Genomic DNA, 23442 nt, shown 5'->3' with positions numbered 1-23442 from the left:
CTCTGGACCTGCGTTGCCAACCCTGGATGTGGAGCCACCACAGCGGCGGGCTGGCGCCTTGGCCAGAGACGTCAGCGGTACGCAGTAGTTCAACGAATTAACCAGACGGGACACTATTCAGTTTTTCCGGGAACACGGTCGCTCGACCAAGGTCACATTCCGTAGGCGGCCAGCCAGGCTCTAGAATGGTAGTCATCATTTTCGACCACGTCACGGATGGAGACTGCGATGAGACGTGTTGTGATCACGGGCATGGGTATCGTGTCGTGCCTGGGAAACAGTATCGAAGCGGTGAATGACAGCCTGAAGACAGGCCGCTCCGGCATTCGCTTCAACGAAACCTATCGGGACCAGGGCTTCCGCAGCCAGGTCTCCGGCTCGGTCGATGTCGACACGTCGGTGATCGACCGCAAGGTACGCCGCTTCATGGGCCAGTCCGCGATGTACAGTTATCTGGCCATGCAGGAGGCCATCGAATCCGCCAAGCTCGATGAGAGCCTGATCTCCAACGACCGAACCGGCCTGATCGCCGGTTCCGGCGGTGCGTCCTGCTCCAGTCAGGTGGAAGCCGTGGACATCATGCGCGAGCGTGGCGTCAAACGGATTGGGCCGTACATGGTGCCGCGCATCATGACCAGCACCGTATCCGCCTGTCTGGCCACGGCCTACAAGATCCGCGGTGTGAACTATTCCATGTCCTCGGCCTGCGCCACCAGTGCTCACTGCATCGGGCACGCCATGGAACAGATCCAGGCCGGCAAACAGGACATCGTTTTTGCCGGCGGCGGCGAAGAGGAAGACTGGACCCTGACCATGCTGTTCGACGCCATGGGTGCCCTCTCCACCAAGTACAACGACGCACCGGAGACCGCCTCCCGTCCGTTCGACAGTGGTCGTGACGGCTTTGTCATCGCCGGTGGTGGCGGCATGCTGGTGGTCGAGGAGCTGGAACACGCGAAACAGCGTGGCGCCAACATCATCGCCGAACTGGTCGGCTACGGCGCCACCAGCGACGGCTACGACATGGTCGCGCCGTCCGGCGAAGGGGCCCAGCGCTGCATGCACCAGGCTATGTCCACCGTCGACGGCAAGATCGACTACATCAACGCGCACGGCACCAGCACGCCGGTGGGCGATGTGGCCGAGATGGGCGCGGTTCGCAAGACGTTTGGCGAGCACATTCCGGCCATTTCCTCAACCAAGTCGCTGTCCGGCCATTCCCTGGGTGCGGCCGGTGTCCACGAGGCGATTTATTCGCTGCTGATGCTGCAGAACGGCTACATCGCCGGTACCAGGAACTACCACTCCCCGGATGCGGAAATTGCGCATATGCCGATCGTTGGCCCTGATGCAAAGTCCGCTCATCTGGACCGCGTCATGTCGAACAGCTTCGGTTTTGGTGGCACCAACGCCTCCCTGGTCTTCCAGCGTTTCAACGGCTGAACTGACAACCAGGTCGCCCTCCCTCGGTGAGGGCGGACCTTCCCCTGAACGACGCGCACCGGTAAAGTTGGCAAATAGGGCCTGTCGCCTTTAAGGTGGGTACAGTGGAAACGGAACGGGGAAAGGTCATTCAAATGGGCGAACGCATCTCCACTTTGCGCGCCTCCGCGCTGAAATCAAGCTGCCAGGAATGCAGTCTCAGCAATCTCTGTCTTCCCCTGGCCGTCAGCGAGAACGAGATCGAACGTCTCGAGGATGTGGTGCAGCAGGGACGGACCATTGATCGCGGGAAACATGTGTTCCGCCAGAAGGATCCGTTCAAGGCCTGTTACGCCGTTCGCAGTGGCGCGGTCAAGACTTACATCATCGCCGACTCCGGCGAAGAGCAGATTACCGGCTTTTACCTGCCTGGCGAGATCATCGGCTTGGACAGCATGGGGCCGGAGGGGTATTCCTGTTCTGCCAAGGCGCTGGAACGCAGCAGTTTCTGCGAGATCCCGTTCAACCGTCTGGAAGAGCTCGCCACCCGGATTCCCTCGCTACAGCACCACTTCTTCCAGCTGATGAGCCAGGAAATCAAGAACAGCCACAACCTGTCGCTGTTGCTGAGCAAGAATTCGGCCGAGGAACGGATTGCCACGCTGTTGCTGTCCCTGTCCTCCCGTTTCAGCCGTCGCCGACTGTCGGCGACGAAGTTGATCCTGCCCATGCCCCGACATGACATTGCCAATTATCTGGGGCTGGCGGTGGAAACGGTCAGTCGTGTCATGACCCGCTTCCAGCGTCAGGGTCTGATCGACTCGCACGGCCGGGAAGTCACGCTGCAGGATATTGACGGCCTTCAGGCAGTAGCGCATGGCGGTTGCCAGAAAGGCGACTGACACCGCCGCAACGTCGCCGGATCAGTGCGTTTCCGGCTGGGCCGTCCCGGCAATCAGGGCGGCCTCCTCCTTGAGACGGGTGCGCCAGGGCTGCTGCTTGACACCGAAGGTGTTGCGGATCTTGATGCAGCCCAGCGTGGTGTTTTCCGGCTCCAGCTTGGCCCAGGCCGGCACCTTGTCCACCACGTGCACTTCCGACAGTTCCGGCAGCGCATTGACGATCTCCAAGCCCAGTTCGTACTGGCTGATTTCCTCGGCGCCAGCGTACTGGTAGGTTCCCCACACTTCCGCCCCGCAATCGATCTGCAACACCAACGCCCGGATGACTCGCGCCAGATCCCTCAGGGCCACCGGTTGGCCTCGATGGCGGCTCGATAACTCCAGCTGCGTCGCCCCCTCGGCAGAAGCGGTGATCTTGCGGATGAAGCGATCCAGACTCCAGCCCGTGCGCAGGATCAGGTGCCGGGGCAACAGCGTGCGCAGCGCCTGTTCACACTCCCACTGCCAGTTGCCGAGCTGACTGAACGGCTGCCCCGGGTTGGAGGTGATGTAGGCACTCTGCTTACGCCCGTCGAACACATAGCAAGTGGACAGCTGGATCAGGGCGATGTCGTGGGCACGGGCGTGCTCGGCCAGCGCCATGGGAATGGAAAAAGTCCACTCGCGAATCGTCTCCGGATCGCGCTCAGCGGCCTCAGGATCGTTATGCCAGAGGGTATTGACGATCAGGTCCGTTTCCTCGGGAATCCAGTCTTCCAGCGCGGCGGGATCCACGCCGTCCGGACTGCGGATCAACAGTGGCCGGATCGCCAGCGAGGTGCCTCGCAGCGTCTCCAGCACCAGGCGTCCCAGGGGACCGTAATCGTGTACAACCAGAACATTCACGCGGGTCAATCAACTCCAGATCAGTCAGCAAGTGGACGGTTTTTGGCATTCCGAATGCGGCAGCATGCCACCGCAGTGCCGGCAGACTCAATCCCCGCTGGCACGAGTGACAGTGGGTGCCGAGGGCTCCAGCCAATGGCCCCGGATCAGACCCGAATAGAATAAGGCATCGGCGCTGATTCCGCATCCGTCTCGACATCGACAGAGTCGGCTATCGGATCCGCGCGGCTTTCGAATCCGATCCATCGACACAGGGAAACGCATGCTCAAACAACACAGCCACATCGTCGCCCCCATTCCCGACGCTCTCCGTAACAAGGCCCTGCTTACCGTCGAGGAGCTGCGTTCCCGCGGCAAGGCGGACAAGCAGGCCATTGACGAGCTCTACGGCCTGATTATCGAGCTGACCGAAGAGGGGCTGGATTTCTTCTTCCTGGAGCCGCTGCGCCGGCTGCGCGCCAGCAGCATGTTGATGGGCATGGCCAAAATGGGCATCGGCAGCATGCTCAAGGGCAGCAAGATGGTGATTCACAAGGTCCTGAAGAAGCTGGACGACAAGAGCCTGGCGTCCATCCTCGACTTTATCGAAGAGATCATCTGCGAGCCTGAAAACGCCGCCTGAGGCCATCCGGGGCGGTGGCTACTGCCCCGAAATCTCATCGTCATAGACACGCGGTACCCGTGCCGTAACGCCGGTCAGCAATTCGTAGCCAATGGTGTCGGCACAACGCGCCACCTCATCCACCGGCACATGGGCACCCCAGAGCTCCACGCTATCCCCCGGTCGGGCATGAGGCGCCGCCGTCAGGTCCACCGCCAGCATGTCCATCGACACCCGTCCCAGCGTACAGGCCCGGGCGCCGGCCACCCAGACGGGTGTGCCGGTCGGTGCATGACGCGGGTAACCGTCGCCATAACCGATGCTGACGATACCCATGGGCGTCGGCCGCTCCGCCCGCCAGGCGGCGCCGTAACCGACGCTTTCTCCCGGCTGCAGGGTACGAACGGCGGTGATCCGGGACTCCAGCGACATGACCGCCCTCAGCCCGAGCTCCGCGGCGGACTCGACAATCATCGGCGAGGCGCCGTAGAGCATGATACCCGGGCGCGTCCAGTGGAATCGGGGCGAGTCGACGCGAAAATGACCGGCTGAATTGGCCGCGCTGAATTCAAGATCGGGAAAGCGGGACGAGAGCTCGCTGAAAATACCGTTCTGATGATCCGTCATTGGATCATCGCGATCATCGGCACAGGCGTAGTGGGTCACCATGCCTTTGAGGGTGACCCCGGCGATCGCGCGCAATCGCTGCACGACGGCTTCCACAGCGGCGGGCGCAAAACCCAGCCGGTTCATGCCGGTGTTGACCTTGAGCCACACTGTGACAGCCTGACCGGCCGACTCCAACGCCGCGACTTGATGGTCGCTGTGAATCACGGGCTCCAGTTCCAGCTCCGCACAGGCGGTCACATCGGCGTCGTCATGGAATCCCTGGAGCAACACGATGGGCTGGCGGATACCCGCCTCACGTAAACGCTCGGCCTCTTCCAGGCAGGCCACTGCGAACCGTTCAGCCTGATCGGACAGCGCCCGGGCCACCGGTTCCAGACCGTGTCCGTATCCATCCGCCTTGACCACAGCCATGGCCTTGGCACTCCCCGACTGGCGCCGGGCCAGCGCATAATTATGCCGAAGAGCCGAAAGATCGATGCGCGCCCGGGTGTGCCGTGCCATCAATAATCTCCGCCGTAATCGCCGTGGGCCAGATCCTCGAACTTGGTGTACTTGCCAATGAAGGCCAGTCGGACGGTGCCGATCGGACCGTTCCGCTGCTTACCAATGATGATTTCAGCGATGCCCTTGTCGGGGCTGTCCTCGTGGTAGACCTCATCCCGGTAGATGAACATGATGACGTCGGCGTCCTGCTCGATCGCACCGGATTCCCGCAGGTCCGAGTTAACCGGTCGCTTGTTGGGGCGCTGCTCCAGACTCCGGTTAAGCTGCGACAGGGCCACCACAGGGCACTGCAGTTCCTTGGCCAGGGCCTTCAGGGAGCGCGAGATTTCGGAAATTTCCGCCGTCCGGCCCTCGGTATTGCCCGGCACCCGCATCAGCTGCAGGTAGTCGACCATGATCAGGCCGATCTCACCGTCATTCTCCCGCGCCACACGGCGCGCCCGGGAGCGCATTTCGGTCGGACTCAGACCAGGGGTGTCGTCGATGTAGAGCGGTTTGTCCTTCAGCAGACTGACCGCGGACGTCAGCCTCGGCCAGTCTTCCTCTTCCAGCTTGCCGCTCCGCATACGGGTCTGGTCGATGCGGCCGAGGGAGGACAGCATCCGCATGACGATGGAATCGGCCGGCATCTCCATACTGAACACCAGGGCCGGCTTGTTGCTGCCCAACAGGGCGTTTTCTACCACGTTCATGGAGAAGGTGGTCTTACCCATGGAGGGACGACCGGCGATGATGATCAGGTCCGACGGCTGCATCCCCGACGTCCACTCGTCCAGATCCTTGAACCCGGTGGTGATACCGGTGATCGCATCACCGGATTCAAAAAGCTCCTCGATGCGACCCAGCGCCTTGGTCAGGATCGGGTTAATGGCCTGGGGACCGGAACCCTCTTTGGTCCGGGATTCGGCAATCTGGAAGACGTTGCGCTCAGCCTCGTCCAGGAGTTCATCACTGGTGCGCCCCTGGGGATTGAACGCCGATTCCGCGATATTGCCGGACACTTCGATCATCTGACGCAACACCGAGCGTTCACGGACGATCTGGGCGTAGGCCTTGATATTGGACGCCCCCGGCGTCTTCTCAGCCATTTCCGCCAGGTAGGTCAGGCCGCCGGCATCCTCAAGATCCCCGGCCCGGTCGAGAAACTCGCTCAGCGTCACGACGTCCAGTGGTTCCCCTTCCCCGGCCAGACGCTCGATGGCGGCGTAAATCAGGCGATGATCCTGACGGTAGAAGTCGGCGGAGGCGATGACTTCGGAGACGGCATCCCACTTGCTGTTGTCCAGCATCAGACCGCCCAGGACCGCCTGCTCGGCCTCTATGGAATGCGGGGGAACCTTGATACGCGAGGTATCGGAGTCAGGGATGGTCTGCTTTGCAATGGGATTTGCCATGATACCGCTTACTGAATCCAGCAATAATGGAAGTGGAGCGATCTAAGATAACCGCCGATGGAAAGCGCGACAAGCGATCCGCGCTGGTTTTAATTTGCGCCCCAGAGACACAGAAAGGCCCGGCAGACGTGGAGGTCTGCCGGGCCTTTCGGCACGGCCGTATTCGGGCAATGCGCTCGCCGACCGACCTCCCACAGGGAAGGCCGGTCCGCTCAGCGATTACTCGGAAACGACAGTGATCTTGACGCTGACTTCGACGTCGGTGTGCAGCTGCAGCTCGATGTCGTATTCGCCGATCGCGCGCAGCGGGCCTTCCGGCATCCGTACTTCGCTCTTCTCGACTTCCGTACCACCGGCTGTCACCGCGTCAGCGATGTCACGCACACCGATAGAACCGAACAGCTTGCCTTCGTCACCCGCTTTGGAGGTGATGGTGAAGGCGGCACCTTCCAGCTTCTCGGCACGGGCCTGGGCAGCTGCCAGACGCTCGGCCGCGGCTTTTTCCAGCTCGGCACGACGTGCTTCGAATTCCTGAACGTTGGATTCAGTCGCCGGAACCGCCTTGCCAAACGGCAGCAGGAAGTTACGACCGTAACCCGCTTTTACTTTGACCTTGTCACCCAGGGAGCCCAGGTTTGCGACTTTCTCGAGCAGAATAACTTCCATCTCGTTAACCTCTTCGTACTTTATTCTGCCGGCTCAGAGGGCTTTAAGCGTCCCCTGAAATCCAGCCAGCTATCCACAAACGCCAATATAAGCAACAACAACATCAGACTCGGGCTTAACAGCACCAGGGCCAGGTAGAACAGCACCAGCCACTGGATGCTCATATTCCGGACGCCGACGATGCCGTGGATCATGGCCAGTCCCGCAAACATCAGCGGAACCGCGGCCGCCCAACTGACCAGGGCGGTGTTCACGCCCAGCAGTGGTGCGCCAAACATGATCGCCACACACAACACGGCGACGGGCCGGCTCAGTCGCAGGGCATGGAACTCGCTCCGGAAACCGCCCGGATTGTAGAGTGCGGCCTGCCAGCTGCGCGCGAGGATCAACACGGCAACCGCCAGCAATTGGTAGGTCCCTGCCATACTGGCACTCATGACCTGCCGGAACACACTCTCGAGTCGTCCACCCAGCTCACTGGCGACATCCGGGTTGTACTGCTGATAAAACGCAATCCCGGTATTCACCAGATCCTTGAGCAACTGGGGAAACAGCAGCGGCAGCAACACACCGGTTACCAGCGCCAGACCGCTTCCGGTCAGCAATGCCTTTTCCCAGGAGGTCGTGGTGCGTAACACCACCACCATCAAAAACACCTGGATCAAGACGAACAGAGCGGTCGGATCATTGCCCAACCAGCTCCAGCCCAGAGCCGGCAGCAGCGCCCAGAGTCCGACGTTGAGTCCCTGGGACAGACCCAGTCTCAATGTGACCAGGCCGACTACGGCCGCTCCAATCCAGAAAAGAAAGGGAAGCGCGGTGGCTACCGCCGCTACCCCACTCGCCTGCAGGGGACCGCGCATCGCAAATTGCGCTAATGCACGCATGGTCCCGAGTCCTGTTACCGCTTAATTGTCGTGGCTATCGGTATACGGCAGCAGGGCCAGGTAGCGCGCGCGCTTGATCGCGGTCGCCAGCTGACGCTGGTAGCGTGCCTTGGTACCGGTGATACGGCTGGGCACGATTTTGCCGGTTTCAGTGATATAACCTTTCAGGGTGTCCAGATCCTTGTAATCGATCTCTTTGACACCTTCTGCCGTGAAGCGGCAGAACTTACGACGTCTGAAAAAACGAGCCATGCTTTAACTCCTCAACAACCGGTGATGGATTACTCTTCTTCCTGCGTGCTGGCCGCCGGGCGACGCTCGCTGGACTCCTGGGAACGACGCGGACGGTCGTCGCCTGAACGACGCTCTTCACGGTTCTCGGAAGCCTTCATCGGGGACGCATCGGTATCCGCGTCGTCGCGACGAATCACCAGATCACGGATGATTGCATCATTGAAACGGAAGTTGTGAGTCAGCTCGTCGAGCACGTCCTGTGAACATTCAACGTTGAACAGAACGTAGTGAGCCTTGTGGATCTTGTTGATCGGGTATGCCAGGTGACGACGACCCCAGTCTTCAAGACGGTGTACAGCACCACCGGCTTCGGTGATGGTGTTGGTATAACGCTCGATCATCGCGGGCACCTGCTCGCTCTGATCCGGGTGTACCATGATAACGATTTCGTAGTGACGCATGAGTTCTCCCTACGGATTAAACAGCCTCAGCCAGGATGCCCTGGTAGAAGCAAGGAGCTGGTATCAAATACCAGATTTCAGTCCGGTTTCCCGGTTTCTCTGCCGCTGTCGGCAGACAATAGAAAACCACCCCCAATTTAGGGGGTGGCGTATTTTAGGCAAGCATGGAGTTGATTGCAAGGTAATCAGCTGCTGCGCTGACGCACTGCCTCATAAAGACAGACACCCGTCGCCACGGAGACGTTCAGACTCTCCACCGTGCCGTTCATCGGGATATTGATAAGGGCATCGCAGTGCTCACGGGTCAGGCGCCGCATCCCCTTGCCTTCGGCCCCCATCACCAGGGCCACCGGGCCCTTGAAATCGGCTTGATAGAGCGTGGCATCCGCTTCGCCGGCGGTGCCGACGATCCAGACGCCGGCATCCTGAATCGAGCGCATGAAGCGGGCCAGATTGGTCACCCGGACCAGCGGCACGGATTCGGCCGCCCCACAGGCCACTTTACGCACCGTCGGGTTGAGCGAGGCGGACTTGTCCTTGGGCACCACCACCGCCTGCACGCCGGCGGCATCGGCGCTGCGCAAACAGGCCCCGAGGTTGTGCGGATCGGTCACCCCGTCGAGAATCAGCAGGAAAGGCGCCGACCAGCCCGATAAGGCGGCCAGCAAATCATCTTCCTGCCATTCGCGGCTGGGCGCGACCGCCGCCACGATGCCCTGGTGGACGCCATCGACCCGACTATCCAGCTCTCGGCGATGGACAATGTCCCAACGCACACCTTGAGCATCGAGCGCGCCGGTGATGGCCTGTGCCCGTTTGTCCTGACGTCCGGTCTGAATCCAGACCTGCTGCAACCGTGCGGGATCGCGCTTGAGAACGGCGTCCACGGCGTGCCAGCCAAAGATAAACTCCTGCGCCACTTATTGACCCTTACCTGACTTCTTCTTTTTGGCGCCACCCGCCGCGGGCCCCTGCTTGGGCTTACCGCTGGATGACGGCGCCTTGCCTTTCTTCCTGCCTGACGGTTTACCCGACGTCTTCTGGGCTTCGCGGGCCGCCTCCTGGGCGAGCATTTCCTTGGCACTCAGCGGCTTATTGCCCTTGCCGCCGGCGCTGCGCGACTTGCGGCTGCGCGAGCCCCGCTTGTCATCGAACTTTTTAGCGCCGCGCTCGCCCTTGGCCGGCAGCGCATCGCGGTCCGCCTTGCGGCGACGCGGCTCGCTGACCAGCTCCAGATCAATCTTGCGGTCTTCGAGCCCTACGCGCACCACCTGTACCCGGACGGCATCACCCAACCGGAAACTGATGGCGGTACGCTCACCGACCAGGCGGTGCTTGGCCGCATCGTGATGAAAATAGTCACCGCTAAGTGTGGACACGTGAACCAAACCCTCGATGTAGACCCCATCCAGCTCCACAAAGAACCCGAACGGCACCACTGAGGCAATCAGCCCGTCGTATTCTTCGCCGACGTGCTCCTTGAGGTACTCGCACTTCAGCCAGGCCATGACGTCGCGGGTGGCGTCGTCCGCACGGCGCTCGGTCATCGAACAGTGTTCGCCCAGTTGAACCATGCGGGCATGGTCGTAGGGGTAGTTCGCCAGCTCGTCGTCACGCTGATCCGGCTTAACGACGGTGTCATCGTTATTGTCGCCGTGGATGACCGACTTGATCGCACGATGCACGATCAGGTCCGGATAACGCCGGATGGGCGAGGTGAAGTGGGCGTAGCTGGCAAAGCCCAGCCCGAAGTGACCGCTTTCTTCCGGACTGTAGACCGCCTGACTCAGGCTGCGCAGCATGACCATCTGGATCACGCCGGCATCCGGACGGTCCCGCACCTGCTCCAGCAGGGCCTGATAATCCGCGGAGGTCGGCTTTTCGCCGCCGCCCAGTTGAAGACCGAGCTCGCCCAGGAACAGGCGCACCGCCGCCAGGCGCTCTTCCGCCGGTCCATCGTGGACCCGATAAAGCGCCGGCATCTTGTGCCGCTTCAGGAAGCGGGCCGTGGCCACGTTGGCGCACAGCATGCACTCCTCGACAATCTTGTGGGCGTCGTTGCGCTGGACCGGAACAATTTCCTCGATCTTACGGGAAGCGTCGAAAATGACGCGGGTCTCGGTGGTTTCGAAATCGATCGCGCCACGCTCAGTCCGGGCGGCCCTCAGCACCTTGTACAAGGCGTAGAGATCGTCCAGATGCGGCGCCACATGCGCATACTGGGAGCGCAATTTCCTGCCGATACCGGAACCGGGCCGCTCCAGCATGTCGCTGACTGACGTGTAGGTCAGGCGCGCCTTGGAGTGCATCACGCCCTGGTAAAACGTATAGCTGCTGATTCGGCCATTGGCGCTGATGGTCATATCACTGACCAGACACAGCCGATCCACCTCCGGGTTCAGGGAGCACAAGCCGTTGGAGAGCTTCTCCGGCAGCATGGGCACCACGTGATCTGGGAAATAGACCGAGTTGCCCCGCTCCAGGGCCTGCTCGTCCAGCGGCGAACCGGGACGCACATAATGGGAAACGTCGGCGATGGCCACCACCAGCCGGAACCCGCCCCGCGGACGACGCTCGCAGAAAATGGCGTCATCGAAGTCGCGCGCGTCCTCGCCATCGATCGTCACCAGCGGCAGGTCCCGCAGGTCCACCCGATGCGCCTTGTCCGGCTCACTGACCGTTTCCGAGATAGCGGCGGCCTGCTCGCCGACCGCCTGGGGCCAGGCGTGCGGAATGTCGTAGGAACGGATCGCGACGGCGATCTCCATACCCGGCGCCATATGATCACCGAGCACCTCGACAACGCGGCCCGTAGGCTTGGTGCGCACCGTAGGCTGGCGCATCACCTCGACCACCACGTACTGGCCGTGACGGGCATCGCCGCAATCGTCTTCGGCCACCATCACGTCCTGGTTGATCCGGGGATTTTCCGGAACTACAAAGGAAATGCCGCTTTCGCGGAAGAGACGCCCCACAATCTGCTGACTGCGACGCTCCAGAACTTCGACAATACGCCCTTCCCGGCGCCCCCGGTCATCGACCTGATCCACCCGCGCCGCGACACGGTCACCGTGAATCACCTGCCGCATTTCACGGGCACTGAGGAACAGATCGCTGCTGCCGTCGTCCGGCACGAGGAAACCAAAGCCCTCGCGATGCCCCTGGACGCGTCCGGAGATCAGGTCTGCCTCGTCGATCGGCAGATAGGCGCCCCGGCGGTTGCAGATCAACTGACCATCGCGACACATGGCGATCAGCCGGCGGCGCAATGCCTCGATACCTTCCGGTGAGGTCTGCTCGAGCTCGGTACACAGGGTTTCATGGGTGGCGGGCGCGCCGCGCTCGCGCAGATGAGCCAGGATGAACTCGCGGCTCTGGATAGGGTTTTCGTATTTTTTGGCCTCACGGTTCGCGTGAGGGTCATCACTATTCGCTTTTTTCTTGGATACCATTAAAAAGAATGCCTTAAGCCGGCAGCCCGATACAGGAAACAAAAACAGAGGCTGCGGTTGATTGTGGCTGAAGTATAACCCCGACGGTGCGGAGATACCTAAAAACAGGGGATCGACAACATGACGGGGAAGTAAAGATGCCACTTCTTGAGGGAAGAAGTGGTGCCGAGGAGAGGACTTGAACCTCCACGGGGTTGCCCCCACTAGCACCTGAAGCTAGCGCGTCTACCAATTTCGCCACCTCGGCAGATGACTTGCAGTCAGCGCTCGGTTAAACCCTTGCCGTTCCAGGCACATGATTTATCGGGCTTTCTGCTTCCAGTGAAAGGCTGTCCCTCACCAGATGGCGCGTACTTTAATCATTCGGATTTCAGCTGTCAAACATTTTTCCTGAATTTTTTTGTCTCTCTTTTCTTCCGCGCTCCTATCACACCAGCGCGCCGCTGGCCGAACACTAGAGCGTATCGGCCAGGTAATCGGACAGGCGGATATACTGGTAACGCACGATGCCATAGAGCTGACTGCTCACCAGCCGGGAATGCACCCCGCCACAGGTCCATTCGTCGTGGCCCGCCTGGTACTGGGCCAGGCGCGCCTGACGGATCAGGCCGTTCTGGTCCTCATCGACAAAGTCCTCATCCCTGACACCGTCGTAATCCCACTGCAGCAATGATCCGGTATCGATCGCCGCATCAAAGAACACCCGACGCAGGAGTTGTTGGCGTCCGTCGCGAACGTCCCAATCCAGCTTCAGACCGGTGACCTCGCCAGTGGATGCCACGACAGCGTCGTCCATGCCCGTCGCATCGCCGACATACCGGTAGCTCTGCTGGGCGGACACCACCCGCGCCGCATCCTGATTGTCGCCCGCAATCGCGTCCAGACAGGGAACCACATCGCCTTCCAGCGTCATGGCCTGACCGCCCAGGCCGGAGGTGGTGTAGGAGTAGGCCGGATCGACCGCATACCCATCGCCGACCGGCGTGACACTTTCACCGTCCAAGGTAACGGCCTGCAGAACGCCCTGCTCGTTGTAATTCAGCTGGTAGACCTGTTGGGGCGTGTCTCCCAGCTCACTGGAGGGCGCTGAGCCGTGACAACTGGTGGCGGAATAGAACGAGGCCGTGCCGCTGTCCCAATCGAACACCAAACGTTCATTGACGTCATCGTCGTCCCAATAAGGCCGGCTGGTGTTGTAATCCAGGTAGAAGCCATCCAATCCTTGGGCATTGAGTTCGGCAACCCGGCCATGCACCCGGGCCAGGCGCGTGATTTCCGTCAGCGATGGGGTCATGCAGCCGTCGGCATCGATTCGCTGCAGCACGCCGGCTTCGCTGTAATAGAACGTCAGTTCAGCGGCGATGCTGGCATTGCTCTCCAGGGCGCTGTCGCCGGTGGGCACGCCCTGGTCCGGCGCGCTGACGGTCAGGGACTGCAGCAGCACCGGGTTTTCAAGATCCAGTGGCACCTCCGGAATGGCCACGGACGATACATCCACGTTGCTGTATAGACCGCCGCTGCCGACCGCGTCGTCCACCGCCCGGACCACCTCATCGGCGTAGCCGTTGTAGCTCAGGCGCATGATGCGCAGCGCTTCCGTAGAGAACGGGGCCACTTTGCCATCGGAGCTGACCAGCGCCGATTCCATATCGTCGGGGAACTGGGCCGCCAGGAAGCGGGCCATGGCCTGGGCGTAGGCATGGGCACGATCGTCACCGGCCCGGACATAGTCGCCGGTCAGGTTGATGCCCGACAGGCGCTGGCCGAGATCGGTGGTGACATCCAGGTCCCCCGCCACCAGGAAACGACGCGCATCCACCAGTGTGGTCAACGGCGAGACAAAACGGACACCGGGTGGCGCCGACATCATATAGGCCGCCTGTTGCACCACATTGCCGGCGTCGGTTTCCTCTTCCGTGACGCCGGGAATAACGGTCACTACCAACGGGTAGTCGCGCCAGTCCAGATCCGCGGCCTGGGCGGCATCAAGCTGCAGTGCCGAGAGATCGAGGGTATAGACGCCTCCGGCACCGGTGATCGCGGTGGGCTCGCCGCCGGCGAGTGTGATGGTCCGTTCCGGGTTGGTGCCCACCGTCACGTCGACGCTGCCGCCGTCATACTGGTAGTCGCCATCCAGATCGAGCCAGACGCGTGCCTTGTCGAGGTAGCCGTCAATCACGCGCCCGCTGACGTCTTCCGACGCGGGTTCGTAGAGTCCGTCCGTATCGCGGCCGTCCACCGGTGAGTCCGGCAATTCGCCGTCACCACAGGCTGTGAGCAGGAGCAGGCAGGCACCGGTCAGGAGAAATCGTGAACGCGTCATGGCAGCAACCGTTGTCCTTGTTATAGCTGTCGGAGGCTCCACTGTAGGCGATGGCCGGGCGGCTATCCTTGATAGGCTTGGCAATTTGTAAATTTGGGTAACCGGCGGGCGCTATAAGAAAAGGAGAAGGCCCGGCAGGGGCAGCACCTGCCGGGCGCTGCAGGACATCAGATGGAACGGGCCACGATCTCCTTCATGATCTCGTTGGTGCCGGCATAGATCCGCTGCACCCGCGAATCCGCCCAGGCGCGGGCGATGGGGTATTCCCACATATAGCCGTAGCCGCCGTGCAGTTGCACGCATTCATCCATAATCCGGCACTGCAGGTCGGTGGTCCACTGCTTGAGCATGGCGGCGGTCGGAATGTCCAGCTTCTTCTCGAGGTGCAGTTCCAGGCAGCGATCCACGAAGACCCGGGCGGCGGTGATGTCCGCTTTCATTTCCGCCATCTTGAAGCGGGTGTTCTGAAAGCCAAGGATCGGCTTACCAAAAGCCTTGCGCTCTTTGACGTAGTCCCGGGTCCAGTCCCAGGCCGCTTCCGCCGCGGCCACCGCGGTCAGGGCAACTTGCAGACGTTCCGCCGGCAGCTCCTGCATCAGCTGCATGAAGCCCTGCCCTTCGTGACGGCCCAGCAGGTTGCCCACGGGCACTTTCACGTCCTGGAAGAACAGCTCCGAGGTGTCCTGAGCCTTCAACCCCACCTTCTCCAGGTTCTGGCCGCGCTCGAAACCTTCCCAGGCGGTTTCCACCAGCAGCAGGCTGGTTCCCTTGGCGCCTTCCTTGGGATCGGTCTTGGCAACGACGATCACCAGATCCGCCATCTGGCCGTTGGTGATGAAGGTCTTGGACCCGTTGAGGATGTAGTGATCGCCCTCCCGGACGGCGCTGGTTTTCACCCCCTGCAGATCCGACCCGGCGCCCGGCTCGGTCATGGCGATGGCGCCGATCATGTCGCCGCTGGCCAGCTTGGGCAGGTAGGCCTGCTTCTGTTCCTCAGTGCCGTAGTTGAGGATGTACGGCGCCACGATGTCCGAGTGCAACGCCCACCCCAGGCCGGAGGTGGAGGCCCGCACGATCTCCTCCATGATCACCGCGCTGTAACGGAAATCAGCGCCGACGCCGCCATATTCCTCGGGCAGGCACGGACACAGAAAACCCAGCTCACCGGCCTTGCGCCAGATGTCCCGGCTGACCTGACCGTCCTTTTCCCATTGGGCGTGGTGCGGCACAGCCTCCTGCTGGAGGAATTTGCGGACGGAATCCCGGAAGCCTTCGAGATCGGCGTCAAACAGCGTGCGTGGAATCATGATAAACCTCTGCGTTTTTGTTATGGGCGCCGCCTGGCTGAACGTCAGGGGCACCTCAAGCGTGTAGTGTCAGAGGTTTTCAGTCTCCGGCGGCGGGCCCGGAGCCACAATGGTGAAAAGCATCAATCCGCTTGGCTAAAACGACCGCGGCGCCCGAAGGCGCCGCAGCAAAGACAACAGGGTGAGCCGACCGGGTCAGCCGAAGTAATCCGAGTAGGCGTTGTAGAAATGCTGCGCGGCCCGGCCGCTGCGGCCGCCCTTGCCCAGCGCAAACCGGATCGCCAGCTTGTGCAGCTCGCCCCGGTCCTCCACCTGCGGGAAGAGCGCGTCCACCAGGTGCAAGTACGCGTCCTGGTTGAACGGGTAGAACGACAGCCAGAGACCGAACCGGTCGGACAGGGAAACCTGCTCCTCGATCGCTTCCCCCGGATGCAATTCGCCGTCGACCACCTGGGCCTGCTGGTTATCCGCCATGTATTCCGGCATCAGATGGCGGCGATTGGAGGTGGCGTAGACCTTGATGTTTTCCGGCGGACTCTCGATGGAACCCTCCATCACACTCTTCAGGGCCTTATAGGTGCCCTCGCCCCGCTCGAACGACAGGTCGTCGGAGAAAATGATGAAACGGTAATCCAGGTCGCGCAGGTCATCGACGATTTCCGGCAGGTACAGCAGGTCGTCCCGATCCACCTCCACGATCCGCAAACCCTGGTCGAAGTAAGTGTTGAGGATCGCCTTGATCAGCGACGACTTGCCGGTTCCGCGCGCGCCCCACAGCAAGGCGTTGTTGGACGGCTGCCCGCGCAGGAAGCGTTCGGTATTGGTAACCAGCTTCTGCTTTTGCGGTTCCACTTCCAGCAATTGGTCAAGGCGCACCGGATCGATCTGCTTCACGGGACGCAGCGCGTTACGATGACGACGCCAGATGGCGGCGGGGGTAGTCTGCCAGTCAATGCTCATGACATGTGGTTCCTGCTGATGACTCAATCCGTCTTTGGCTTCGATTGACCGGCGAGCTTCCGGGACACGCGCTCCGCGCCCCAGCGGGGCATCAGGTCCTGTGGCAGGCCCAGGTGATCGAGGATGCGCGCGACGATGAAGTCCACCATATCCGCCACGGATTCCGGATGATGGTAAAAGCCCGGGCTCGCCGGCATGATCACCGCGCCCATGCGCGTCAGCCGCAGCATGTTGTCCAGATGGACCTCGGAATACGGGGCTTCACGCGGTACCAGGATCAACGGACGCCGCTCCTTGAGCGCCACGTCGCCGGCCCGTTCGATCAGGTTGTTGCTGGCACCGGTGGCCAGAGCCGACAGGGTGCCGGTACTGCAGGGGCATATCACCAGCGGCGCACGGCTGCCGGAACCGGAGGCCGGCGGGGCGAACCAGTCCTCCCGGCCGAAGACCAGCAACTGGTCCGGCGCGGCACCGTAGTGCTCGGAGAGAAACGCCTGCATGGCGTCCGGACTGCCCGGCAGCGACAGGTCGGTCTCGGTCGCGACAACCACCTGGGCCGCCTTGCTGATCATGAAATGCACGCGACAGCCCGCCGCCAACAGGCACTGCAACAGGCGCAGGCCATAAGGCGCACCGGAAGCGCCAGTCAGGGCCAGATTAACAGTGGGTCGATCCACCGGGGAATGCGTGGGCTTGCCTTCAGTCAACAGTCTGCTCCAGTTTTGCAATCAACTTGCCGTGAATGCCACCAAAGCCGCCGTTGCTCATGACCACGATGTGACAGGGGACCGGCAGGTCGTCCAGCACCTGGCCAATCAGTCCTTCGACGGTGGTCGCCGTGCTGTGCCGGGGATCGTCCGCCGGCACCAGCGACTTCAGCCAGTCCATGTCACTGAGGTTAGCCCAGATCACCCGGTCTGCCTGCTCGCTGCTGGGCAACAGGGTATCCCGATGAACGCCCTGCTGCATGGTGTTCGAGCGCGGCTCGATCAACGCAATGATGGGCTCATTGCCGACTTTCTTGCGCAGGCCGTCGAGCGTGGTCGCAATCGCGGTGGGATGGTGGGCAAAATCGTCGTAAACCCGAACGCCCTTTACATCCGCCAGCAACTCCATACGCCGCTTGACGCCGGAAAAGCGGTTCAGCGCGGCAATGGCATGGTCTGGCGTGACGCCGACGTGGCGCGCCGCCGCGATGGCCGCCAGTGCGTTGCGGACATTGTGCATACCGGTCTGCTGCCAGCTTACGGTGGCCACCGGCTGTTCGTGATGGACCACCATGAATCGGCTGCCATCGTCCGCCAGCAGTTCGGCGCGCCAGTTGGCCTGCTCTACTTCGCCCGCCACGGAGGTTGTCTGAACGCTGCTCCAGCAGCCCAGATCCAGCGCCGCGTCCAGGTGTGTATCGCGCGCGGGCCGCACGATCAGCCCGTTGGACGGTACGGTGCGGACCAGGTGATGGAATTGGCGCTCGATGGCCTCGACGTTGTCGAAGATGTCCGCGTGATCAAATTCCAGATTGTTGAGAATCAGCGTGCGAGGGCGGTAATGAACGAACTTGGAACGCTTGTCGAAAAAGGCGCTGTCGTATTCGTCCGCCTCGATCACGAAGAAATCGCTGCTGCCCAGCCGGGCGGAGACGCTGAAGTCCTTGGGAACGCCGCCCACCAGGTAGCCGGGATCGAAGCCGGCCTGCTCCAGAATCCAGAGCAGCATGGATGTGGTTGTGGTCTTGCCATGGGTGCCCGCCACGGCCAGCACCCAGCGTTTGCGCAGGACTTCCCGGGTCAGCCACTCGGGGCCGGACATATAGTCGATGCCCCGATTGAGCACCGCTTCCACTTCCGGGTTGCCGCGGGACATGGCATTGCCGATCAGCACCAGATCCGGTGCGGGCTTGAGGTGGTCGGCAGAATAGCCCTCCATCAACCCGATGCCCTGGGCTTCGAGCTGGGTGCTCATGGGCGGATAAACGCCCTGGTCGGAGCCGGTCACCGTGTGCCCGGCCTCCCGGGCAAGCACCGCGAGACTGCCCATAAACGTCCCGCAGATGCCGAGGATGTGGATATGCATGGTTGTCCTGTTTCCGTTCAGCCGCAGGCGGCCATTGAATCAAAGACTGAAGCGTCCTGTATCGCTGCTGCGGCGTCAAGCCGGGGCGCACCGAAAATGAGTGACGCGGGCCGATTCGGGGTTGCCGGATCCTACAAGACCGTCATGAAATGTACCCGAGATTAACGTATCATTCGCGCGAAGTGACCAATCTGCAGGAGGCGCCAGCAACCATGGCCATCAAGAACGCGTTCTACGCCCAGTCTGGCGGTGTCACCGCCGTGATCAACGCCAGTGCCTGTGGTGTGATCGAGACTGCCCGCAAGCACCCGGAAGCGATCGGCACGGTCTACGCCGGCCGCAACGGGATCATCGGGGCGCTCAGGGAAGAACTGATCGATACCAACGAGGAAAGCGACGAAGCGATTGCGGCCCTGATGCACACGCCGGGCGGCGCCTTTGGTTCCTGTCGCTATAAGCTGAAGAACTTCACCGAGAACAAGCGCGAATACGAACGCCTGATCGAAGTGTTCCAGGCCCACAACATCGGTTACTTCTTCTACAACGGCGGCGGCGATTCCCAGGACACTGCGTTCAAGGTCTCCCAACTGGCCGAGCGCATGGGCTACCCGATTACCTGCATCGGTGTTCCCAAGACCGTCGATAACGACCTGCCGTTCACCGACTGCTGCCCGGGCTTTGGTTCGGTGGCCAAGTACATCGCCACCTCCACTCTCGAAGCCAGCCTGGACATCAAGTCCATGTGCGAATCGTCCACCAAGGTCTTTATCCTGGAAGTGATGGGCCGGCACGCAGGCTGGATTGCTGCCGCGGGCGGCCTTGCCGGCCAGGGTGAAGGCGATCCGCCCCACATCATCCTGTTCCCGGAAATCCCGTTCGACCGGGACGCCTTCCTCAAGCGCGTGGAATACAGCGTGGAGAACTACGGCTACTGCGTGGTCGTCGCGTCCGAAGGTGCCCAGTATGAAGACGGTCGCTTCCTTGCCGATGCGGGCAGCAAAGATGCCTTCGGCCACACTCAACTGGGTGGCGTTGCACCGGCACTGGCCAACATGACCAAGCAGGCTCTGGGCTACAAGTACCACTGGGCCGTGGCCGATTACCTGCAGCGCGCGGCACGCCACATCGCTTCGGCCACTGACGTCGAGCAGGCCTACGCCGTGGGCAAGGCTGCTGTGGAAATGGCCGTGGCCGGCAAGCAGGCCCTGATGCCGACCATCGTGCGTGAGCAGTCTTCCCCCTATCGCTGGCACATCGGCGAAGCGCCACTGAGCGAAGTAGCGAACCAGGAAAAGAAGATGCCGATCCACTTCATCACCGACGACGGCTTCGGCATCACCCAGGATTGCCGCGAGTACCTGTCGCCGCTGATCAACGGCGAGGCTTTCCCGCCGTTCGAAAACGGTCTGCCCAAGGTTGCCAAGTTGCAGAAGGTGCTGGCCGAAAAGAAACTGCGGACGGCTTTCGACATCTGACCGACGTTCCGGTACGCATAAAAAAGGCGCCCTCATCGGGCGCCTTTTTTGGTTCTGCCGGCTGACAACTCAGGCCAGTGAAGAGGCCTCCCGCTGCTGCACGTAGGTGGCAAATTCGGTGAAGCCACCGACGTGCTTGTCGCCGACAAAGATCTGCGGCACGGTATAGACCGGCTCGTTGATCATTTTTTCGATGTCCGCTTTGCTCATCCCTTCGGCAATCATATCCACAAACTGATAATCAAAACCTTTGATTTCACACAGTTGGCGGGCACGGACGCAAAAACCGCAACTCATGCGGCCATAGATGGTCACGCGATCCATCTTCGACCTCCTCGGATTCAATGGGGCTCAGCTTGCCAGACGGCCGCGTCTTTTCCCATTTGGTGCTTTGAATGATCGTCATAGGCTCTGCGTATGCGGCCAGGTGGCGGTATCAGAGCCGACAGCGCACTGTCGGCTTCTGGCACCGCCCTACCCGGTCCGGTTCAGGTCCGCAGGCGGTTAAGCTGTTCTTCCAGCGATATCACCTGCTCACCCAACTCTTCGCCGTTACCGCGAACCCGCTGAGACAGTTCGCGCAGGTCGCTGGCGGCATCGCCGATGTTGGTCAGGTTGCGGTTGATCTCCTCGCTGACCGAACTTTGCTCTTCGGCCGCCGTGGCCACCTGGGTGACGTGCTCGACGATGGTGGCGATACGCTGCACCACCTCGGCCAGTGACTGATCCGCCTCGCGGGTCCGTTCAACCGCGTTGGTGGCCCGGTCGACGCCGCCGCGGATGACCGTCACCGTCTGCTGGACCTCGCCCTGCAGCCCTTCAATCATCTCGCTGATCTCGTCGGTAGACTCCCGGGTCCGCGACGCCAGTGTGCGCACCTCATCGGCGACTACCGCAAAGCCCCGCCCCTGTTCGCCGGCCCGTGCCGCTTCAATCGCCGCGTTCAGAGCCAGCAGGTTAGTCTGCTCGGCAATGCCGCGGATGACTTCCAGGATGCGATTGATGTCGTCACTGCGGTTGGCGACCTGACCGATGGCCCCGCTGGCCTCTTCCATATCGGCGGCCAGTTCCTGCACGCCGTTGACGGCGGTGGTCAGGGTCGACTGGGTGCTCACGACCCCGTCGCTGGCTTCCCGGGCATTGCCCGCAGCGTCGCTGGCAAACGTGGCGACTTCACTGGCAGCGGCCGACATCTCGTTCATGGCGGTCACGACGCTGTCAATCTCGCTGTGCTGACGCGAGGTGTTTTCCTCGGTTTCCTGGGCAATGCGGCGAACGCTGTCCGACTGCTCGCTGACGCGGCCATTGATCGACTTGAGGTCGTTGATCATGTCCCGCAGTTTCGCCAGGAACGCGTTGAAGCCGTCCGCCAGTGCAATCAGCTCGGCGTGGGTATCGATCTCCAGCTCCTGGGTCAGGTCGCCTTCGGCGCTGGCCAGATTGGCCATGCGGTCACGGATGCGATCCAGTGGCCGGGTCACGCTGCGAACCAGTACCACCAGCAGCAACAGGGAAACGATCGACACGACGATGCCCGCCGTCAACTGGCGCCCTGCCGTGGCGTCGACTTCCTCGCCCAGGACATCCTCAACCTTGCTCAAGTCGGCCAGCGCGACATCCCGCGGCAGTTCGATGATCATCGACCAGGTCGTGTCGGAAGCCTTGATGTGGATCGGATACGCCACCGCGATGTCTTCGCCGTTATCAAAGACGTCGTTGTCACCGTCCTTGTCCAGCTTGCGATAAGCCGTCGCCCGATCCGGCAAGGCTTCCTTGAGCGGCCGCCCAAGGAACTTGTCGTAATGGCTGGTACCGGCAATCAGGCCCATCTCGCTGACCAGGGTCACGCGGCCGGCGCCGTCGTACAGGTTCTGACTGACCTGCTTGAGCGTCTTCTGGATGGTGGACAGATTGATGTCGGCACCGACGACCCCGCCGAACTTGCCATCCTTGAATATCGGCATCACCAGGCTGGTCATCAGCTCGGAATAACCGTCACTGATCTCGTAGTTGTAGGGCTCCATGGTGCAGGGCTTGAGGGTTTCCTTGGAGCACAGGTACCACTCGGCTTCGCGGATGCCGAATTCGTTCTTGGTGGTATCGTACTTGGTCGACGGATCCGCTGTGCGACTGAAGTGGATCTTGCCGTCCTGGTCCCGGTAGTAGTAGATCTCCAGCGTGCCTTCATCACTGCTGTGATCTTCCACACCCCCGGTGAAGTAGCGGTCCTGGCCGTCGTAGGCATTAGGCTCGAACTGCGCGTAGATGGAGCTGAGTTCCGGCTGGCCCTTGAGGATCGCGCCGGCGGTTTCCATCAGGTCACGGCGGCTCATGCGCGCGGAATCGGAGCCTTCGACGTTGCGGTGAATCACCTCGCGGAACGTTTCCGGGATCTTGTAGGCCCGATTGAAGATACTGGCCACCAGCTCACCGTACTGGCCGGCCGTGGCACGCAGGCGCTCGACGACAATGTTCTGCACCAGTTCGCCGGTGTCATCGGAAATGCGCGACTCCATGCTGGAGAGCGATACCTGGGCGGTTATGATCATGCTCAGGCCCATAATGAGCAGCAGCACAATGACCAGCGCGTAGAGTTTGACTTTCAGAGACAGCTTTTTCATGACACTCCCGGGTCACAGAGTGAGGCAGCGCCCCCCGGTCCGGTAGGGGCACCGCAGATCTTCGTATACGTCGTACGCCATCACGCCCAGCTCCCTTGTCTCAGACTTTGTGCGGCTGACAAGATAAGCTATCGGCCTGACGGACGATTTCTTGATAACGATAGTGATCGACCGGTAAACCCACCACTACACTGTGTAATCAGACGGGAGTCGATTTGGCATACCTGTCCCTGTTTTTTACGGCCTTTGCCGCAGCCACCCTGTTGCCGGCCTATTCCGAGGTTCTGCTCGGCGGGTTGGTAACGCAGGGCTACTCGCTGTGGGGCTTGTGGCTGTTCGCCACACTGGGCAACACCCTGGGGTCGGTGTTGAACGGCTGGATCGGACGGCAGGTGGAGCGTTTTCGCCACAAACGCTGGTTTCCGGTCAGTGAAAAACAACTGCAACAGGCCCAGAACCGGTTTAACCGGTTCGGCCAGTGGTCGCTGCTGATGGCGTGGCTGCCCATTGGCGGTGACGCGCTGACGCTGATCGGCGGCATCATGCGCGTCCCCTGGCTCAATTTCATCGTGCTGGTTGCCATCGGCAAGGGCCTTCGCTACGCCCTGGTGCTGTGGCTGGTGCTGGAAGCGACCTGACTTCCGG

At 61.5% G+C, this 23442-nt stretch carries 21 protein-coding genes and 1 tRNA gene; 5 read left to right on the top strand and 17 right to left on the bottom strand.

Annotation, left to right across the window (positions count from 1 at the left end):
* Positions 1-228: 228 nt before the first annotated feature.
* Complete coding sequence (gene fabB / locus JL474_RS13465; protein ID WP_123635773.1) at positions 229-1443, top strand: beta-ketoacyl-ACP synthase I; 1215 nt, start codon at positions 229-231, stop codon at positions 1441-1443.
* Positions 1444-1577: 134 nt separating this feature from the next.
* Positions 1578-2324 carry a fumarate/nitrate reduction transcriptional regulator Fnr gene (gene fnr / locus JL474_RS13460; RefSeq protein ID WP_123635774.1) on the top strand — a complete coding sequence of 249 codons (747 nt, stop codon included), beginning with the start codon at positions 1578-1580 and terminating at the stop codon, positions 2322-2324.
* 21 nt (positions 2325-2345) lie between these two features.
* On the opposite strand, the gene JL474_RS13455 is transcribed toward fnr, so the two are convergent.
* On the bottom strand, positions 2346-3209 hold the full coding sequence (locus JL474_RS13455; RefSeq protein ID WP_203142669.1) for a sugar nucleotide-binding protein: 864 nt from the start codon (positions 3207-3209) through the stop codon (positions 2346-2348).
* Between the two features lie 262 nt (positions 3210-3471).
* Between JL474_RS13455 and JL474_RS13450 the strand changes: the two genes are divergently transcribed.
* Positions 3472-3831: a hypothetical protein gene (locus JL474_RS13450; RefSeq protein WP_203142460.1), complete on the top strand. Its 360-nt coding sequence runs from the start codon at positions 3472-3474 to the stop codon at positions 3829-3831.
* 18 nt (positions 3832-3849) lie between these two features.
* Here JL474_RS13450 and alr read toward each other — a convergent pair whose 3' ends face one another.
* The 14 genes from alr to mpl form a co-directional block, all read right to left on the bottom strand.
* Positions 3850-4941 carry an alanine racemase gene (gene alr / locus JL474_RS13445; protein WP_203142459.1) on the bottom strand — a complete coding sequence of 364 codons (1092 nt, stop codon included), beginning with the start codon at positions 4939-4941 and terminating at the stop codon, positions 3850-3852.
* Positions 4941-6338: a replicative DNA helicase gene (gene dnaB, locus JL474_RS13440; protein WP_203142458.1), complete on the bottom strand. Its 1398-nt coding sequence runs from the start codon at positions 6336-6338 to the stop codon at positions 4941-4943. Before dnaB ends, alr begins: the two co-directional genes overlap by 1 nt.
* 219 nt (positions 6339-6557) lie before the next feature.
* Positions 6558-7004, bottom strand: a complete 447-nt coding sequence (gene rplI, locus JL474_RS13435) for a 50S ribosomal protein L9 (protein ID WP_203142457.1) — start codon at positions 7002-7004, stop codon at positions 6558-6560.
* Positions 7005-7024: 20 nt separating this feature from the next.
* Positions 7025-7891 (bottom strand): hypothetical protein, encoded by an 867-nt coding sequence (locus JL474_RS13430; protein WP_123635780.1) that lies wholly within the window; start codon positions 7889-7891, stop codon positions 7025-7027.
* Between the two features lie 21 nt (positions 7892-7912).
* On the bottom strand, positions 7913-8143 hold the full coding sequence (gene rpsR, locus JL474_RS13425) for a 30S ribosomal protein S18 (RefSeq protein ID WP_123635781.1): 231 nt from the start codon (positions 8141-8143) through the stop codon (positions 7913-7915).
* 29 nt (positions 8144-8172) lie between these two features.
* Positions 8173-8586, bottom strand: a complete 414-nt coding sequence (gene rpsF / locus JL474_RS13420) for a 30S ribosomal protein S6 (RefSeq protein ID WP_123635782.1) — start codon at positions 8584-8586, stop codon at positions 8173-8175.
* 185 nt (positions 8587-8771) lie between these two features.
* Positions 8772-9506, bottom strand: coding sequence for a 23S rRNA (guanosine(2251)-2'-O)-methyltransferase RlmB (gene rlmB / locus JL474_RS13415; protein ID WP_123635783.1), 735 nt, complete (start codon positions 9504-9506; stop codon positions 8772-8774).
* The gene (gene rnr / locus JL474_RS13410; protein ID WP_203142456.1) at positions 9507-12038 is read right to left on the bottom strand and encodes a ribonuclease R; all 2532 of its coding nucleotides are present in this window, start codon (positions 12036-12038) and stop codon (positions 9507-9509) included.
* Between the two features lie 160 nt (positions 12039-12198).
* Positions 12199-12285 (bottom strand) — tRNA-Leu (locus JL474_RS13405).
* A gap of 207 nt (positions 12286-12492) precedes the next feature.
* Complete coding sequence (locus tag JL474_RS13400) at positions 12493-14361, bottom strand: hypothetical protein (protein WP_203142455.1); 1869 nt, start codon at positions 14359-14361, stop codon at positions 12493-12495.
* Between the two features lie 167 nt (positions 14362-14528).
* The gene (locus tag JL474_RS13395; protein ID WP_203142454.1) at positions 14529-15668 is read right to left on the bottom strand and encodes an acyl-CoA dehydrogenase family protein; all 1140 of its coding nucleotides are present in this window, start codon (positions 15666-15668) and stop codon (positions 14529-14531) included.
* A 195-nt stretch (positions 15669-15863) separates the two neighbouring features.
* The gene (locus JL474_RS13390) at positions 15864-16628 is read right to left on the bottom strand and encodes an ATP-binding protein (RefSeq protein WP_123635787.1); all 765 of its coding nucleotides are present in this window, start codon (positions 16626-16628) and stop codon (positions 15864-15866) included.
* Positions 16629-16651: 23 nt separating this feature from the next.
* On the bottom strand, positions 16652-17335 hold the full coding sequence (locus tag JL474_RS13385; RefSeq protein ID WP_236012256.1) for a flavin prenyltransferase UbiX: 684 nt from the start codon (positions 17333-17335) through the stop codon (positions 16652-16654).
* Entirely contained in the window at positions 17328-18701 is a 1374-nt protein-coding gene (gene mpl / locus JL474_RS13380) for a UDP-N-acetylmuramate:L-alanyl-gamma-D-glutamyl-meso-diaminopimelate ligase (protein ID WP_203142453.1), read from the bottom strand. Before mpl ends, JL474_RS13385 begins: the two co-directional genes overlap by 8 nt.
* A gap of 212 nt (positions 18702-18913) precedes the next feature.
* On the opposite strand from mpl, the gene JL474_RS13375 reads away from it, so the two are divergent.
* Positions 18914-20176 (top strand): 6-phosphofructokinase, encoded by a 1263-nt coding sequence (locus tag JL474_RS13375; protein ID WP_123635789.1) that lies wholly within the window; start codon positions 18914-18916, stop codon positions 20174-20176.
* 69 nt (positions 20177-20245) lie between these two features.
* On the opposite strand, the gene JL474_RS13370 is transcribed toward JL474_RS13375, so the two are convergent.
* Positions 20246-20500: a GrxA family glutaredoxin gene (locus tag JL474_RS13370; protein ID WP_123636057.1), complete on the bottom strand. Its 255-nt coding sequence runs from the start codon at positions 20498-20500 to the stop codon at positions 20246-20248.
* 164 nt (positions 20501-20664) lie between these two features.
* Positions 20665-22797 (bottom strand): methyl-accepting chemotaxis protein, encoded by a 2133-nt coding sequence (locus JL474_RS13365; RefSeq protein WP_203142452.1) that lies wholly within the window; start codon positions 22795-22797, stop codon positions 20665-20667.
* A 215-nt stretch (positions 22798-23012) separates the two neighbouring features.
* Between JL474_RS13365 and JL474_RS13360 the strand changes: the two genes are divergently transcribed.
* Positions 23013-23435 (top strand): YqaA family protein, encoded by a 423-nt coding sequence (locus JL474_RS13360; RefSeq protein WP_123636055.1) that lies wholly within the window; start codon positions 23013-23015, stop codon positions 23433-23435.
* The last annotated feature ends 7 nt before the right edge of the window (positions 23436-23442 follow it).

Source organism: Marinobacter mangrovi (assembly GCF_016798325.1).
In the GTDB taxonomy this organism is placed as follows: Bacteria; Pseudomonadota; Gammaproteobacteria; order Pseudomonadales; family Oleiphilaceae; genus Marinobacter_A; species Marinobacter_A mangrovi.
The sequence above is the reverse complement of the archived record's forward strand: the minus strand, read 5'-3'. Positions and strand labels throughout refer to the sequence as shown.

Excerpts from the sequence above, each read along its gene's own strand:
- fabB (WP_123635773.1), top strand. The coding sequence starts at position 229 with ATGAGACGTGTTGTGATCACGGGCATGGGTATCGTGTCGTGCCTGGGA.
- fnr (WP_123635774.1), top strand. The coding sequence starts at position 1,578 with ATGGGCGAACGCATCTCCACTTTGCGCGCCTCCGCGCTGAAATCAAGC.
- JL474_RS13450 (WP_203142460.1), top strand. The coding sequence starts at position 3,472 with ATGCTCAAACAACACAGCCACATCGTCGCCCCCATTCCCGACGCTCTC.
- alr (WP_203142459.1), bottom strand. The coding sequence starts at position 4,941 with ATGGCACGGCACACCCGGGCGCGCATCGATCTTTCGGCTCTTCGGCAT.
- dnaB (WP_203142458.1), bottom strand. The coding sequence starts at position 6,338 with ATGGCAAATCCCATTGCAAAGCAGACCATCCCTGACTCCGATACCTCG.
- rplI (WP_203142457.1), bottom strand. The coding sequence starts at position 7,004 with ATGGAAGTTATTCTGCTCGAGAAAGTCGCAAACCTGGGCTCCCTGGGT.
- JL474_RS13430 (WP_123635780.1), bottom strand. The coding sequence starts at position 7,891 with ATGCGTGCATTAGCGCAATTTGCGATGCGCGGTCCCCTGCAGGCGAGT.
- rpsR (WP_123635781.1), bottom strand. The coding sequence starts at position 8,143 with ATGGCTCGTTTTTTCAGACGTCGTAAGTTCTGCCGCTTCACGGCAGAA.
- rpsF (WP_123635782.1), bottom strand. The coding sequence starts at position 8,586 with ATGCGTCACTACGAAATCGTTATCATGGTACACCCGGATCAGAGCGAG.
- rnr (WP_203142456.1), bottom strand. The coding sequence starts at position 12,038 with ATGGTATCCAAGAAAAAAGCGAATAGTGATGACCCTCACGCGAACCGT.
- JL474_RS13400 (WP_203142455.1), bottom strand. The coding sequence starts at position 14,361 with ATGACGCGTTCACGATTTCTCCTGACCGGTGCCTGCCTGCTCCTGCTC.
- JL474_RS13395 (WP_203142454.1), bottom strand. The coding sequence starts at position 15,668 with ATGATTCCACGCACGCTGTTTGACGCCGATCTCGAAGGCTTCCGGGAT.
- JL474_RS13390 (WP_123635787.1), bottom strand. The coding sequence starts at position 16,628 with ATGAGCATTGACTGGCAGACTACCCCCGCCGCCATCTGGCGTCGTCAT.
- mpl (WP_203142453.1), bottom strand. The coding sequence starts at position 18,701 with ATGCATATCCACATCCTCGGCATCTGCGGGACGTTTATGGGCAGTCTC.
- JL474_RS13375 (WP_123635789.1), top strand. The coding sequence starts at position 18,914 with ATGGCCATCAAGAACGCGTTCTACGCCCAGTCTGGCGGTGTCACCGCC.
- JL474_RS13370 (WP_123636057.1), bottom strand. The coding sequence starts at position 20,500 with ATGGATCGCGTGACCATCTATGGCCGCATGAGTTGCGGTTTTTGCGTC.
- JL474_RS13365 (WP_203142452.1), bottom strand. The coding sequence starts at position 22,797 with ATGAAAAAGCTGTCTCTGAAAGTCAAACTCTACGCGCTGGTCATTGTG.